This window comes from Moorena sp. SIO3I6 (assembly GCF_010672095.1).
This window is the reverse complement of the sequence record NZ_JAAHHU010000005.1, coordinates 41,570-55,505: the sequence shown is the minus strand read 5'-3', so window position 1 is coordinate 55,505 and position 13,936 is coordinate 41,570. Positions and strand designations below refer to the sequence as shown.

Genomic DNA, 13,936 nt, shown 5'->3' with positions numbered 1-13,936 from the left:
CATCCTTTAACTTTCGTTGGCCTTACCCCAATACCAAGTACCTTAATGAGTGCGATTCACAATAAAGTCAGCGATCGCAATCAGGGGTTGAGCCTTTTCCCCAAAGGATTCCATTTGAGCTTTTGCCTCATTCACCAGCTCCTGGGCTTTGGTTTTTGATGCCTCTAGCCCCCAGAGGCTAGGATAAGTTGCCTTTTGTGCTTTAATATCCTTACCTGCTGTTTTACCCAGTTCCTCCTGGGTAGCAGTGATATCTAGGATGTCATCGACAATTTGAAATGCTAAACCAATATTTTGGGCATATTTGGATAACTTTTGTAAGTTAGCTGTCGTTGCCCCTGCCAATATTCCACCACAAACTACACAGGCTTCTAACAAAGCACCAGTTTTATGAGTATGGATAAAGGTGAGCGTTTCTTCTTTAATATCCAACTTACCTTCTGATTCGAGATCAAGCACTTGACCCCCAACCAATCCTGATGCCCCGACTGCTCTACCCAACCAAGCAACTACCTGCAAAACTTGGGGAGCTGGTACATTTTTAGTTTGAGCCGCCGCATATTCAAATGCATAAGCTAATAAACCATCACCTGCGAGAATGGCAATGTCCTCACCAAAAACTTTGTGGTTAGTTAGTTTACCGCGACGGTAATCGTCATTGTCCATTGCTGGTAGGTCATCATGAATCAATGACATGGTATGGATCATTTCCAGAGCGCAGGAGGTTGGCATTGCCATCTCCACCGTGCCACCCATCAGCTCACAGGTAGCTAGGCACAGAATCGGGCGCAAGCGTTTACCTCCAGCCAAAAGAGAATAACGCATTGCCTCGTAAATTTTGTCGGGCTCCATTCGGGGCAGAGCCTGGTCTAAAGCTGACTCAATTAGAGCTTTTCGCTCTTTTAAGTAAGTTACTAAGTCTAAACTTGGGGATTCCCTCTTGGGGGTAGGTCGCCCCTCCGTCGCTACCATGCCTTGATTCCTTGATTATCTGATTCTTCTAACAATTTTACGGGGCTGGGGGTCTTCTTGAAACTACCTTGTCATATTCTTGTGCTTCTCGTTTGATGGACAAAACTCTTTACTGATGGTATTTACGATTGTCGAGTTGTGAAATTTATCAGTAGCGCTAAACTAAAGTCTATCCCTGTCAATCCCCACATTTAATATGTTCTTAAACAAAAAACACAGATTTTTAATATTTTTATATCTTATAGCTTTAAGTTTTTTTAATTAGTTCTTTTGTTGACCTAGCCTCCTGTGAATTTAAATGATTTTAGTCATAAACAAAGGTTCAATAGACTCTTGTCAATTTTAACCAGAGCAAAACTGTTCAAGAATACCTCTTTGTATAACTAAGGATTGTATTATTTAGTAGCATAGCCACTGTCATCGGTCCGACGCCACCAGGAACAGGGGTAATATATCGGGCAGTTTCCTGAACAGAGTCAAAGTGGACATCTCCCACAAGACGAGATTTTTCTTGTTGATCACTAACGCGATTGATACCAACATCAATTACCACAGCACCTGGTTTTACCATGTCCCTGGTAATCAGTTGAGGTCGTCCCACAGCTGCTACCAAAATATCAGCGCGACGTGTCAGCTCCCCCAGATCTTGGGTGCGCGAATGAGCAATTGTTACTGTAGCGTTGGCTTCTAGTAGCATCAGTGCTAGAGGTTTACCTACTAAAATACTACGTCCTACCACTACTGTCTTTTGACCAGACAAATTAATCTGGTACTCTTGCAACAGGCGCATGATGCCTGCTGGTGTACAGCTACGTAAACCAGGCTCTCCCCTGAGCAGACGACCTAGATTAACAGGGTGTAATCCATCAACATCTTTATCCGGATGGATTTGGTGCAGTAATGAAACAGCATCTAGGTGGTCGGGTAAGGGCAGCTGGAGCAGAATTCCATCTACACGCTGATCTTGATTGAGGGCGTTAATGGTTTGCTCGAGTTCTGCTTGGGACGTGTTACTGGGAAAATGACGACCAAAAGAAGCAATGCCCACTTTAGCACAGGCACGCTCTTTATTACGAACATAGGCAGCGCTAGCAGGGTTGTCACCTACCATCAACACTGCTAATCCAGGTGGTCGTCCATGTTTCAAGGTCAGCTTCTGTGTCTGTTCTTGCAGCTGGGTCTGAATTTTTTTAGCTATGGTCTTACCATCAAGTATGTTGGTCATTGGTCAATTGGGTTAAACAGTGTAGACGGGTGTACAGATGCTGCCTACTTGGGTTAGAACATTGTAGATGCTGTAGATGCATGGAGCGACTTACTTGAGGCTGGGGAACGAACATTTATGTTTCAACCTACTTCCTTTTTCACTCCTCCAAACAGAGTTCATTGGCAACTGACAACTGAAAACATCATAGGATTTCAATATGCCAACTAAGTATTGGTCAACTCTTTTACCGTTTTGGGTTTTACTTGTAGGAGCCGGGACTGTTGGCTGTAGTCCCTTAGCCCATAATGGCATTCATCAGCTTAATATTAGCTACCCTGGTGTAAAGGTCACAAAAATCCTTGATATACCACAAAATCAGAATACTATCGATACAGTCTACCTTCGGGGTAAAGTTACTAATCAAGCACCACTTTTAGATGCGAATGCTTATGAACTCCAGGATGCCACTAGTACCATTTGGGTAGTCTCTCAGGGAACTTTGCCCAATATCGGTGATCAAGTCTTGATCCAGGGTAAGGCTCAATTTCAAAGCATTCCCATCGCTGGACAAGATTTGGGTGAATTATTTATTCAAGAGCTTGAGCAGCTACAACGGCAAGTCTATCAACCCAAGTCCCCCTTACTTCCAAGACCAACAGATGAGCAGTAAGCAAGTTCAAGTAGCGATCGCTATTCTCTATCGGCAAGGTCAGTTCCTGATGCAGCTACGGGACAATATTCCTAGTATTCTTTACCCTGGTTTGTGGGGTTTATTTGGGGGGCACATCGAACCCGGAGAAACCCCAATCGAAGCTCTCAGGCGGGAATTGCTGGAGGAAATTAGCTATGCACTACCCTCAGCATCTTTGTTTGGCCATTATCCTGAACCCCATGTGTTCCGTCATGTTTTTGCAGTACCCCTGACCGTGGAACTCTCAGAGTTAGTGTTAGGGGAAGGCTGGGATATGGGGTTGTTGACTCCTGAGCAGATTCGCCAGGGCGAGTCTTATTCTGCCAAGGCTGGTCAGGTGCGACCCCTTGGTCCTGCTCATCAGCGTATTCTACTGGATTTTCTGGAGAAGGGATCCAGCTTGGTATAAGCTACTCTATACCGGACACCTGGGCAAGAACAACCGGATAACCTACCCTAAACCGAACGCCAAAGGCGAACAACTGGATAACCTTAAATCTTCAACCTTCCACGGACAGCACAGCATTATCAAGAATGCTTGTTGTCCTTTTTGTTATCTTGGGCATTTCTCTGCACAACCGCCACTGAAATGCTTTCGCGATTCGCGACCTACGGTCAATCGCTTTTTAGTAGTCGCTGATTTGATTTTAACGATTGATGAATTCCAATTTGATTAAATAATTAATTCCTTTAATGGGAGTTAGCAGTATTTCATTTTTGCCTCTAATTCCGCATCAGGACGTCTTTTTGTTGTCTTTGGTTTTTATCGGAAAATAATAAATAACAGAGGCAATTCTTGGTAAGTAAATAAACTTATGGTACTAGGTTGCTAGGTTGAATTGCAACTTAGCTATGTGTTCTTGTGATCGTAGGTAATTCCAGCGTAAACACTTGTCTGACCCTTTTAGGTTCTCGGGTAAGCTTCTGTCACAGTCCTAGGGTCGATACATTGGCAAAATTTGGTACCCAAGGTGATTAAGCACAGAGTTAGTGGACTCAACGGATTCGTTAGCTTGCATGTCACCCCCCAGAACTCACTATCTTCCAAAAAGTAGTTGGTGAGTGCTTAGGATAACTGTTAAACTGAATTAAAAAGTTGTTACACAATTTGGCTTTATGTCTAGTATGACTGTAGGTTTCCGAATTCCGGAAAACCTCCACAAACAATTGGAGGAATACAGAGCTAAAGCTCACTTAAGTAAAAGTGAGGTAATTGTGAGTGCTATTGCTCAATACCTCGGTGCGGTTGAATATGTGCCATTCAGTCAAAGGGTAATTGACTTAGAAGAAAGAATGGCAGCACTAGAAACCCAAGTTGCAGAATATCAAAAATCAATCTCAAATTTATAAGGGCAATTCAATGGCATAAGACCGTTCTGTATTAAAAAAAGTATCGGTCAACCTTCTTTTCGGTATGGGCGATGCAGAGTGAGAAGCTTACTTCACAGAACGCGATGTAGCTTGGCCGCTTTGCCTCGAACTGGTAATGCGCATTCCATAAGTTTTTTAACTGTGATGACTGAGTTTGATTTACCTGATATGACTTTACCACAGCCTAATTTATTGACAGTTGTTCAAAGTTTTTTAAAAATAAAAACTTTTGTTGAAGGAGGGGAGTTAACAAAAACCTTAAAGACATTTGGTGATATATACACTGATGCGGCCATACATAAATTAGAAAATATTAATAAGATTAAACCTGAAAATAGGTCGGCTGTTTTAATAGTAGTTTTAGATAATTTGCTTTTAGCGCATTTGTTATATTACAAAGCACGAATAAAATTAGGTGAATATACTAGTGCTTATCGACTAATCTTTTCGTTTGGTTCTTATGAGGCTGAGCACAAGGATTTAACTGTTTGTTGTTTGATAGCTATTCTTCATGCTTATTTAGGAGATGAGGTTGCAATGATAGAACGAGCATTAGTTTGGGGTGCTTGTGCTTTAAAAAAAGTAGCTATTAAGGAAAAAGGTCGTGGAAATTCATATGTTAAAATTTCAAAATTGAAAAAATTTGGATTAGTTTCTGCTGATGCAAGTTCGAGATTTGTATCATTTTTCATAGTAATTACTTTCCTGTGGAATCCTTTCATATATAAGGCTTATTATGATAAAAACAGATTTCAAAACAAACATCAGATAATGACTGAAGAAGATTTTTTAGCTTTTAGTAAAAATTTAGGCTTTTCTATGTACAAACTAGTACAAGATATAGAAAAAAACGTCCCTTATTTTCCATCTTTAGATGAGAGGATAGATCCCCCCGATAAAAAGTCAGACTTTGAAGATTTAAAAGATGAAAGGCCACAATGGTTAAAGGATTATTTTGACATTACAAAACCGCCATATCACTAGTTGAGGAGTACCCAGGAATTATTGCTACTCAGACAATTTAATCTTTCTCCATCAAAACCTTGAAACTAATTGAGGGAGAACTAATCGAGGATGATTGCACCTGGGGATTCGATCAACTGTTCTTCGCAAGGAAGGCACCAGAAAATTGTCTGGACACGGCGCACCTCAGCTTCCAATGCCACCAGCTTTTTCTCAATTACTGCCACCTTCTCCCTCAAAGGCACATCCTCAGCACAATCTAGATAAAGCGCCAAAGCACTGAGTACCAGTTGGCTAGTTCAAATAACACTCACCGATGCTGAAAAACTTTTCACTGTCCATTACTTAATTTTAAAAATAAAAATGTGACCAATCCTATAATTCTTGTTAAGCCAATAGGATATTTTGTAGCCGTTCCAAAAGCGTAAGTTTCTGTGCTTTTGTTGGCATCCTTGCTCTGGCCAACGAAGTACAAATAATTATTGCCTGTTTCCAATGCCCAATTCCCTATCACACCGGCATGGATTAAAGTCTTCAGTTTATAATGCTTTTTGAATAAGTTTACAACCTTCATCTTTAAAAGACTTAGTTGCTTTGTGTATCACAGTTCCTTCAGTCCCAAAATTATCAACTTCTGCTTGCTTTATTCTCCACTTAGCTTCAGACCTGTGGGTATTAATTTTACCTTTCCCACTTTTACTACCAATTATTAAGGCATACTCATCAGTTCCTTCTAATGGGGGGCAAATAAGGACATCGTATCTGGATATGCCAAATTTATCAGCTGATATTTCTTTGGCTTTTTCGTATCTTCTAGATAATTCATTTGGGTTTTTAGAAGTTGTTACTACAGCATAAAAATCTGAAGGGGTGTCTACAGTATCTGAAGGAATTGTAGTGGATTCTTTTTCAATAAGAAATGGTGCAATCGAAAAAATTATAAATAAAGTTCCCAAAAATCCTAGTATGACTCGTCCCCACTTATTACTAGTTCCAAATTCAATTTCTTTGACATTAACTTTACCCACTATACATACAAGGAGCATTGCTCCTCCAAAACAGAATATGATAACAGCTAACTCTGTAGGTAATTTAACCATCTTGGTTTTTTAATATATAGTTTAAATGAATACTGGAGCACTCCTCGATGTAAACTACAATCGATGAATCAGGATTCTAAAAATACTATCGTGGTAATAAATTTACTTGGGCACATAGGTTTCCTTACGACCCTGCTAACGCTACTATGGAAGTTTAGTTGTATTACATTAGTATAGTAAGTAGCTCTTGTCAATAAACTGAAAATATTTCTTAATAAACCCTGTCTGATTGTGTTTATTAACTAATATACTGTTTTTAACAGACATCCAGGGGTAGGTTGTTGCAACTGCGATGCTCCTTTGAAACCGCTAAGAGCGATTCAGCTTTCGCTGACGCTATGCGATCGCCTTTGGTGGCTGCAAAGCAGCATCGCACCCACATTGTATTGACTCAGGTACACCCAAGGTATTAACTAAAAGGCAGGGGTGTATTGAGGCGTGGGGTATTAAAATCGACCGTCATGGCCAGGTTAAGATTTTAACCACAGAGGCATTTTGTAGCCGTTCCAAAAGTGTAAGTTTGTGTGTTATTGTTGGCATCCTTGTTCTGGCCAACGAAGTACAAATAAGATTTGTTTGTTTTGGGTTGAAGCTATGTGTATAACGCCGAGTTGGGGGATTATCGGTACTTAAAGAGGCTATAATAGTACTAGATGCTTAACAACTTCACGTTAATGGCACCAATGGCACCGTGGATAGTCATACCCCAAACCAAATCACCCCTCAACCTGACCACCTGACCATTACTACAGCAAACCTACTGGAGGCTTTTGCTGATTTCCTGGATATCGATGTGGCAGCAGGAGATGCTGCGGCTGATACTGTTAATACCTACCGCCGCCAGGTTCAGCAGTTTGTGAACTGGTGCGATCGCATAAATCTTCATCCAGCCGCAGTTACTAAAGAGGACATTAAGCGTTACCGCCGCTGGATGGTAGACACTAAAAAATTTAAGCCAGCCACAGTATCACTAAAGTTGTCAGTTGTCAAGCGTTTTTATCAAGCTGCTGTGGAAAAAGGACTGATTACGATTAATCCAGCCCTTGGAGTGAAACCGCCACGGGAAAAGCTGGACCCGGCGGCAAGGATTACCTATTTGGAAAAGCCTGAAGTTGAAAAGTTGTTAGGAGCGATAGTGAATGATGGTAGCCTTAAGGCCAAGCGGGATAAACTTCTGCTGGCAATCATGATATTGGAAGGTCCCCGTAGCATTGAGTTACATCGGGCAAATGTCTCTGATGTAGTTAAGCAGGGGGGTAATCTGGGAATTCGGGTCGAAGGCAAGCGTAATATTAGAATAGTGCCATTAACACCAGATCTTGCTGACTTGCTAATGGCTTATCTTGAAGCAAGGACAGAAAATGGGGAAGTGGTCAAACCATCGAGTCCTTTATTTATAGCTGTTGGAAACAGGGCGGGTGGCAAGCGGATTTCCCGGCGGGGGATTCGGCTAGTTGTGGATAGCTATTTAGAGCAAACTAACCTTAAGCAAACACCAGGAAGAACTATATCAGCCCATAGCTTGAGACATACGGCAGGTACGTTAGCTCTGCGTTCTGGTGCTGAGTTACGCCAAGTGCAAGATTTGTTGGGACATGCTGATCCCAGAACAACTTGTATTTACGCCCATGTAGCGGATCGCTGGGAAAATAATCCAGCATTGAAGCTGGGCATTAACCTATCGTGATTATCTACAGGTAGAATGAATAGGTAATTATTTTGGTAACTGGGGAACAGTGACTGGCACTCCTCCTTGGTGAAGGGATTGGCTTAAACAACTGAGAATGTGTACCAATTGAGCACCAACCCAGCCAGATGATATTGATGAAGGTTGGGACAAGCGGACACTGTTAAGAAAGCGATCGCATACTGAGTAAAGTGGTTCAAATGATTCGAGATCAAGAACTTCACGATGTTGACCAGCAGGGATAAAGTACTCCCCGTTCTGTTCAAAATAACCATGTTGAATAGTTAGGGGTGCTTGGGCAAGCATTTCATCAAAAATCAAGGTTCCCTGTGTTCCTACAATCCCAAGCCGCCGCTGTTTATCTGGATTGAGCCAGCACAGATGAATGAATGCTTGGAAGCCAGTGGGATAGGTAAGTGTGACCTGAACTAAGTCAGCTAATCCTTGAGGGGTTGAAGGTTGTTCGCGTAGCGTGCTCTTTTGGCCAAGGTTAGCAGGTTGAAGGTTAGCAGGTTGAAGGTTAGCAGGTTGAAGGTTAGCAGGTTGAAGGTTAGCAGGTTGAAGGTTATCGGGTTGAAGGTTAGCAGGTTGAAGGTTAGCAGGTTGAAGGTTAGCAGGTTGTTGAGGAATAAGTGATTGACTACAGCCTTGGTTATCTTGAGAACTTTCAACCGGCAACTGGCTAACTTGAAACTCTGTTTTAACCGGCAAGTTGCTAACTTGAAACTCTTTTTGAAACTGTAGCCACACCCTACCAGTAGCTTGGACTTGAACAGGTAGCTGTCCTAAGCAATAGTTAAAAATAGCAATGTCGTGAATCGCTAAATCCCAGAGAGAATCGACATCTTGACGTACTGGTCCTAAGTTAGTACGGGCGGCGTATCCATAGCGTAAGTCTCCTAAGCATTCCGAGTTCACAACCTCTTGAGCACGCTTGACCGCTGGGTGAAATAGATAGGTATGGTCAACCATAAGCTGTAGCTGCTTTTCTTGAGCCAGGTGGCACAATTCTAGACACTCAGCCACATCAAGGGTTAAGGGTTTTTCTGCTAAGACGTGTTTCCCCTGCTGTAGAGCATCCTTAATTAGGGTGTAATGGGTAACTGCTGGAGTAGCGATTACCACTGCCTCAATTGTCGGGAGATCCCGTATCGATTCCCAATCTGTTGCCAAACGTACCTCAGGAGCTAGGTTATATTTATCTTTAATTGCTGCCAAGGTTTCTGGGTATGGATCAACCACTGCCACTAAGCAAGCATCAGGGTGTGTCAAGAAATTCCTGATCAAGTGTTTCCCCCAGCGACCTGCTCCCAATATCGCTACTCCGGTTTGTTTCATTTTTCGCCTCTCAATTCCAGAAATGCCTGTTTGGCTGCTGCTTGTTCCGCAGCTTTTTTCGATCTTCCTGTACCTTCACCTAATTGTCGATTTTGTAGCCAAACTTGGGCAGTGAAGCGGTTGTTTGCCCCATGCACTTGTAGGTTTTCCGTCAGATGATACTTTGGAAGCAGTTTGTAGTGAGCTTGAGTCCATTCCTGAAGAGCATCTTTGTAGTTTTGGCGGGCGGGGTCTTGACGAATTTCAGTAGTCAGTTTTTGTAAGTGAGGGTCTAGCCAAGGACGGACTAATTCTAGGGTATGGGTACTTAAATATAATGCTCCCAATACTGCTTCAAAGGCATCAGCTAAGCGGGATGTTTCGCCAACTTTGTCCCCAGCGGCACTATTGGAAACGAGTAAATAACGCTCTAGACCATAGCTGCGAGCGAGTTGAGACAGAATGCGATCGCTTACCAGTACGGAACGAATGGCAGCAAACTCACCAACGGAAGAGTTGGGATAATTTTCCCATAGCCATTCTGAGCTAGCTAAACGTATAACAGCATCACCAACAAACTCCAACTGCTCATAGTTGTGTTCTGCTGAGATACTACAATGAGTCAGTGCTAAATCTAGCAACGACCAATTCACAGCTGTAGTTTTAGATAGTCCTAACTTTTGAACTAACTTCTCTAATTGTTTCTGACGACGGGGGTCTTTGATGGTCATGGCTGTCTGTTGTCGTGAGTCGGAAAGTCCTTTGTTACTAACCAGAGTCTGGGAGTACTAATGACTAATAGACCTCTTGCAAAAGTAGTTTTCTGATAGTGTTTGGATCAATTCTTGTCCACTGTTCCCTGTTCCCTGTTCCCTGTTCCCTACTTCTGCAAGAAGTCTAATGACTAACGACTAATAGCTAAATTGAGAGAAAGTCGGACATAAGCCGGGTTCTGTTCTCCCTAGCAACCATCAAGAAGCTACTAAAGAGGGTGGTTATCTATCTAGGACGGCTGTTACCAGACGCCTCATGCGGTTCTCCATATCCGGAACTGGTAAAAGACCAACCGTAGTTCCTCTCGACCTTGCTCCCAACCGGGGTTTACCGAGCCAGCACCTCTCGATGCTGCTGGTGCGCTCTTACCACACCTTTGCACCCTTACCTGTGAAAAAATCAGGAAAAAGGCAGGAAGAATACATTCATCCTGGAGCCTTCTACCTTTATCCTTCCCATCGGCGGTATGTTTCTGTGGCACTATCCTCACGGTCACCCGCACTGGGCGTTACCCAGCAAGTTTGGTCTTTCGGGAGCCCGGACTTTCCTCAGACTCGCAGAAAAATGCGAATCCGCAACCACCTGCGCCTACTTTCTCTCTACTCTAGTTTAGTATTGATTAGCAGTTGGTTGTTAGCTGCTGGAGTTTGAGTCAATCCAGAGGCAGAGACCATTATCTGTCCCAGCAGGAGCAACTAGGGAAATGGAATGGGCCTTGGAACCGCTGCGCGAACGCAAAAGCTAATCCTCTAGAATTTGTTGGATTACACTCCTAAGATCTTTGTCATCAGGGCGTTTTGTGAACTGTTCATGAGTGTATATCCAAACAAGTTTAATAACTGATTTACTTGTATTAACTAAATACATCAATCTGATTTGTCCAGAAGTCCCTTTTGCCACCTTAAACTTAAGCTTATGAAATGTCCATCCTTGCGGTAAATTAATCTTTTTTGGTAAAGGTTCTTGGCGGTAATTCCTGGGATATGGGTCTTGTTTTAAATTTTCTACGATTTGGGTTACAAGCTCAACAAAGCTATTCCCGTGAACTTTCGCAAGTTTTTTTAAAGAACGCTTGAACTTCTCTGACGCTTCAATCGAGAAGGGATTTGATCCAGTCACCCACTTCTCCTTTACAAATAAGATTTGAAGATGGAGAAGTAAAAGCGTCCTCTAAAACTGCTGATATCACCGATTCATATGCAGGGTGCTGACGTTCTATTTCATCAAGCTTCTGCTCACCTAATACTTTCATATCCTTACGAAGAATTGGCTCAGTTGACCTAGCGTCAGATGGTAAACCTTTGCGAGCTTTTTGCCAAGGAAACTCGCAGTGGGTCATATGACTAAGTCCATAGGCATGATAGCCACCAAAATATTCCCAAGTTTCTTCTAGAAGCTCTATCTTATCATCAGGGATAGTTGAGAGGAAGTCTTTTTTAGGGATAGGTAGTTGCTTAGCTTCAAACTCACTGTAAAACCTGTAAGCACGAGGACAAACAGGACCGTATCGCCATGCTTGAATTTCTTCATCAAACAATGGCTGATCGTAAAGCGCTAGATGTAAACTTTGTGCATAGTACAGAAGCTTTTGAAGCTTCATGTTGGTCATTTCAGCTTCCATGCCATCATCGTAAGCTTTTACGATGAAGTAGCGAGCCGCATTGAGACAATCAAGCATAATTAGACTCGCAAATCTAATTTAAATAATCTTTAATGGTAGCAATTTATAATAATTGCTTGTGTATATCATTATAACCTAAACTAAGTCAATAGTATAAATGTACTATTGACTAGACCAGTTGTTCGCGTAGCGTGGCCGTTCGCGTAGCGTGGCCAAAAGGCCAAAAGGCCATCGATAGCAATCCGATTTGAGTGGTGAAACACTGCAAGAGGGAGAGAGGGGTAAGAAGGGAAAGAATATCACTATTTTTATTAACAAATTAATTTCCCTCGGGCTGGATCACGTACAGGGAAATCTAAGGTGATGGGATCACTCTCAAATAACTATTGCGCTGAAAATACTCTTGGACTAAGATGCCTCAAGTAGTGGTATTGGTAAATATCGGAATCCAATCAAGGATAGTTGTGTGAGCTACCAATTAAGAAACAAACGTTTTAGTAACTGTGTTAACTTTGGTTAAGTTAACTGAAACCTGATTAACAGTAAGAATGGTTCGTATTTTACATTTTTTAATAAATTGATATAAAACTAATTACCAAGTACTACTTAATAAGTACTAATTACCAAGTACTAATTACCAATTAGCAATTAGTCTTGGAACAAGTCCAAAAGCATCTAGACTTGAGTCAGCACTGAAAAACAAGTAGAACCTACTCAAGAGGAGGGTTTGCATTGACTGAAAACCAAATTTCCCTCCAGACAATCTCGCGTAGTGAACTGCGACAGCTGGTGCGTTCTCAACTGCAGATACTGCTGGAGCAAGGTAATCTTCAGGGTGCTAAGCAAGTGCTGGTGCCAGTACAACCAGTAGACATTGCGGAAGCGATTGAAGGATTACCCGAAGCAATGCAAGTGATTGCCTTCCGCTTATTGTCTAAATCTGAGGCCATTGAGGTGTATGAAAATCTTGACTCCAGTGTTCAACAGTCTCTAGTTGAGAAGTTTAAACATCAGGAGGTACTGGATATCGTAGATAAGATGTCGCCAGATGATCGAGCCAAGTTGTTTGATGAGTTACCAGCTAAGGTAGTCCGACGCTTGCAGTCACAGTTAAGTCCCAAGGAACGCCGAGCGACAGCCCTGCTCTTGGGGTATGAGGAGGGAACAGCAGGACGAATCATGACCCCTGAATATATTTCCCTCAAGGAAAACTTGACAGTTAGCGAGACATTGGATCAGATTCGTAGCTTAGCGAAAGCCTCGGAAGTCGTATATTACCTGTATATAACTGATAACTCTCGACATTTGACTGGGATTGTTTCCCTGCGGGATTTGGTGATTTCTTCCACCGAGACCACCATGGGTGAAATTATGACTCGTGATGTGGTATATGTCTATACCTATGCAGACCAGGAAGAGGTAGCACGGATGATCCAACGCTATGATTTTCTGGCTGTACCGGTGGTTGACCGGGAGCAGCGTCTAGTGGGTATTGTCACTGTGGATGATGTGATTGATATCTTGGAGCAGGAAGCAACAGAAGATATGTACGCGGTTGGTGGTGGTGTCCAATCGGAGGGGGATAATTATTTTCAAACCAATTTATTCACAGTTGCCCGCCGACGGGTAGTTTGGTTATTTGTCTTGTTACTCACTAATACGGTTACGGGTACGATCATAAAGTCCCAAGAGTCTATTTTGCAGCAGGTTGTTGCCCTAGCAGCTTTTATCCCTTTACTTACTGGCACTGGTGGTAATGTAGGCGCTCAGTCTTCTACGGTGGTGATTCGGGGCTTGAATACTGATGAAATTCGTGACTTAGGCCCCGGTCAAGTCATTTGGCGAGAGGCACTGGCGGGGTTATTACTAGGAGTAATTCTGGGTACGATGGCTACTGGATGGGCTTACTGGTTACAAGGAGATTTTTTAGTAGCCCTATCGGTGGGAGTGAGTCTAGTTGCGATCGCACTTTTAGCATCAATTGCCGGTTCAGCCCTACCGTTTCTGTTCCGTCATCTAGGCTTAGACCCAGCCCTGATGTCCGCACCATTCATTACAACAGTTGTTGATGTTTTAGGTGTGCTGATTTATTTCAATATTGCTAAATCAGTCTTAGGGCTTTAGCATCAAAGGCAAAAGGTAAAAGGCAAAAGGGAACAGGTAACAGGGAACAGGTAACAAAAAAAACTAATCTGTACTTAAAATTGTCGCAAATCGCTAAAATTAACTGTAT

Annotated in this window: 15 protein-coding genes and 1 other RNA gene; 6 read left to right on the top strand and 10 right to left on the bottom strand. The window is 42.5% G+C overall.

The genetic code is table 11. The features are described from left to right. Window positions 1-42: 42 nt before the first annotated feature. Both crtE and folD read right to left on the bottom strand, forming a co-directional pair. Window positions 43-972 carry a geranylgeranyl diphosphate synthase CrtE gene (crtE, locus tag F6K49_RS04125; RefSeq protein WP_293094516.1) on the bottom strand — a complete coding sequence of 310 codons (930 nt, stop codon included), beginning with the start codon at window positions 970-972 and terminating at the stop codon, window positions 43-45. A 361-nt stretch (window positions 973-1,333) separates the two neighbouring features. After that, the gene (gene folD, locus F6K49_RS04120) at window positions 1,334-2,197 is read right to left on the bottom strand and encodes a bifunctional methylenetetrahydrofolate dehydrogenase/methenyltetrahydrofolate cyclohydrolase FolD (protein ID WP_293094513.1); all 864 of its coding nucleotides are present in this window, start codon (window positions 2,195-2,197) and stop codon (window positions 1,334-1,336) included. A 199-nt stretch (window positions 2,198-2,396) separates the two neighbouring features. Between folD and F6K49_RS04115 the strand changes: the two genes are divergently transcribed. The 4 genes from F6K49_RS04115 to F6K49_RS04100 all read left to right on the top strand — a co-directional run bounded on the left by F6K49_RS04115 (window position 2,397) and on the right by F6K49_RS04100 (window position 5,225). After that, the gene (locus F6K49_RS04115) at window positions 2,397-2,849 is read left to right on the top strand and encodes a hypothetical protein (protein ID WP_293094510.1); all 453 of its coding nucleotides are present in this window, start codon (window positions 2,397-2,399) and stop codon (window positions 2,847-2,849) included. Beyond that, window positions 2,839-3,279: an NUDIX hydrolase gene (locus F6K49_RS04110; protein WP_293094507.1), complete on the top strand. Its 441-nt coding sequence runs from the start codon at window positions 2,839-2,841 to the stop codon at window positions 3,277-3,279. The genes F6K49_RS04115 and F6K49_RS04110 overlap by 11 nt, the downstream gene beginning before the upstream one ends. A 707-nt stretch (window positions 3,280-3,986) precedes the next feature. Then, the gene (locus F6K49_RS04105; RefSeq protein WP_293094504.1) at window positions 3,987-4,220 is read left to right on the top strand and encodes a ribbon-helix-helix protein, CopG family; all 234 of its coding nucleotides are present in this window, start codon (window positions 3,987-3,989) and stop codon (window positions 4,218-4,220) included. Window positions 4,221-4,385: 165 nt separating this feature from the next. Then, complete coding sequence (locus F6K49_RS04100) at window positions 4,386-5,225, top strand: hypothetical protein (protein WP_293094500.1); 840 nt, start codon at window positions 4,386-4,388, stop codon at window positions 5,223-5,225. 80 nt (window positions 5,226-5,305) lie between these two features. On the opposite strand, the gene F6K49_RS04095 is transcribed toward F6K49_RS04100, so the two are convergent. Next, window positions 5,306-5,479: a hypothetical protein gene (locus F6K49_RS04095; RefSeq protein ID WP_293094497.1), complete on the bottom strand. Its 174-nt coding sequence runs from the start codon at window positions 5,477-5,479 to the stop codon at window positions 5,306-5,308. A gap of 264 nt (window positions 5,480-5,743) precedes the next feature. After that, window positions 5,744-6,304: a hypothetical protein gene (locus tag F6K49_RS04090; RefSeq protein ID WP_293094494.1), complete on the bottom strand. Its 561-nt coding sequence runs from the start codon at window positions 6,302-6,304 to the stop codon at window positions 5,744-5,746. 691 nt (window positions 6,305-6,995) lie between these two features. Between F6K49_RS04090 and F6K49_RS04085 the strand changes: the two genes are divergently transcribed. Continuing rightward, window positions 6,996-7,991, top strand: a complete 996-nt coding sequence (locus F6K49_RS04085) for a tyrosine-type recombinase/integrase (protein ID WP_293094491.1) — start codon at window positions 6,996-6,998, stop codon at window positions 7,989-7,991. 27 nt (window positions 7,992-8,018) lie between these two features. On the opposite strand, the gene F6K49_RS04080 is transcribed toward F6K49_RS04085, so the two are convergent. The 6 genes from F6K49_RS04080 to F6K49_RS04055 all read right to left on the bottom strand — a co-directional run bounded on the left by F6K49_RS04080 (window position 8,019) and on the right by F6K49_RS04055 (window position 12,006). Beyond that, a complete protein-coding gene (locus tag F6K49_RS04080) occupies window positions 8,019-9,329 on the bottom strand; it encodes a Gfo/Idh/MocA family oxidoreductase (protein ID WP_293094488.1) in 1,311 nt (436 codons plus the stop codon). After that, window positions 9,326-10,039 (bottom strand): ribonuclease III, encoded by a 714-nt coding sequence (gene rnc, locus F6K49_RS04075; protein ID WP_293094485.1) that lies wholly within the window; start codon window positions 10,037-10,039, stop codon window positions 9,326-9,328. Before rnc ends, F6K49_RS04080 begins: the two co-directional genes overlap by 4 nt. A 194-nt stretch (window positions 10,040-10,233) precedes the next feature. Beyond that, an RNA gene (gene rnpB, locus F6K49_RS04070) (RNase P RNA component class A) lies at window positions 10,234-10,678 on the bottom strand. Between the two features lie 145 nt (window positions 10,679-10,823). Beyond that, window positions 10,824-11,201, bottom strand: a complete 378-nt coding sequence (locus F6K49_RS04065; protein ID WP_293094482.1) for a hypothetical protein — start codon at window positions 11,199-11,201, stop codon at window positions 10,824-10,826. Then, the gene (locus F6K49_RS04060; RefSeq protein WP_293094479.1) at window positions 11,173-11,760 is read right to left on the bottom strand and encodes a type II toxin-antitoxin system antitoxin SocA domain-containing protein; all 588 of its coding nucleotides are present in this window, start codon (window positions 11,758-11,760) and stop codon (window positions 11,173-11,175) included. Before F6K49_RS04060 ends, F6K49_RS04065 begins: the two co-directional genes overlap by 29 nt. 105 nt (window positions 11,761-11,865) lie before the next feature. Beyond that, window positions 11,866-12,006: a hypothetical protein gene (locus tag F6K49_RS04055; RefSeq protein ID WP_293094476.1), complete on the bottom strand. Its 141-nt coding sequence runs from the start codon at window positions 12,004-12,006 to the stop codon at window positions 11,866-11,868. Between the two features lie 429 nt (window positions 12,007-12,435). On the opposite strand from F6K49_RS04055, the gene mgtE reads away from it, so the two are divergent. Beyond that, on the top strand, window positions 12,436-13,827 hold the full coding sequence (mgtE, locus tag F6K49_RS04050) for a magnesium transporter (RefSeq protein WP_293094473.1): 1,392 nt from the start codon (window positions 12,436-12,438) through the stop codon (window positions 13,825-13,827). Window positions 13,828-13,936 lie beyond the last annotated feature (109 nt).

What these genes read in the sequence shown, in the direction of transcription:
- crtE (WP_293094516.1), bottom strand. Translation starts at nt 972, where the DNA reads ATGGTAGCGACGGAGGGGCGACCTACCCCCAAGAGGGAATCCCCAAGT.
- folD (WP_293094513.1), bottom strand. Translation starts at nt 2,197, where the DNA reads ATGACCAACATACTTGATGGTAAGACCATAGCTAAAAAAATTCAGACC.
- F6K49_RS04115 (WP_293094510.1), top strand. Translation starts at nt 2,397, where the DNA reads ATGCCAACTAAGTATTGGTCAACTCTTTTACCGTTTTGGGTTTTACTT.
- F6K49_RS04110 (WP_293094507.1), top strand. Translation starts at nt 2,839, where the DNA reads ATGAGCAGTAAGCAAGTTCAAGTAGCGATCGCTATTCTCTATCGGCAA.
- F6K49_RS04105 (WP_293094504.1), top strand. Translation starts at nt 3,987, where the DNA reads ATGTCTAGTATGACTGTAGGTTTCCGAATTCCGGAAAACCTCCACAAA.
- F6K49_RS04100 (WP_293094500.1), top strand. Translation starts at nt 4,386, where the DNA reads ATGACTGAGTTTGATTTACCTGATATGACTTTACCACAGCCTAATTTA.
- F6K49_RS04090 (WP_293094494.1), bottom strand. Translation starts at nt 6,304, where the DNA reads ATGGTTAAATTACCTACAGAGTTAGCTGTTATCATATTCTGTTTTGGA.
- F6K49_RS04080 (WP_293094488.1), bottom strand. Translation starts at nt 9,329, where the DNA reads ATGAAACAAACCGGAGTAGCGATATTGGGAGCAGGTCGCTGGGGGAAA.
- rnc (WP_293094485.1), bottom strand. Translation starts at nt 10,039, where the DNA reads ATGACCATCAAAGACCCCCGTCGTCAGAAACAATTAGAGAAGTTAGTT.
- F6K49_RS04060 (WP_293094479.1), bottom strand. Translation starts at nt 11,760, where the DNA reads ATGCTTGATTGTCTCAATGCGGCTCGCTACTTCATCGTAAAAGCTTAC.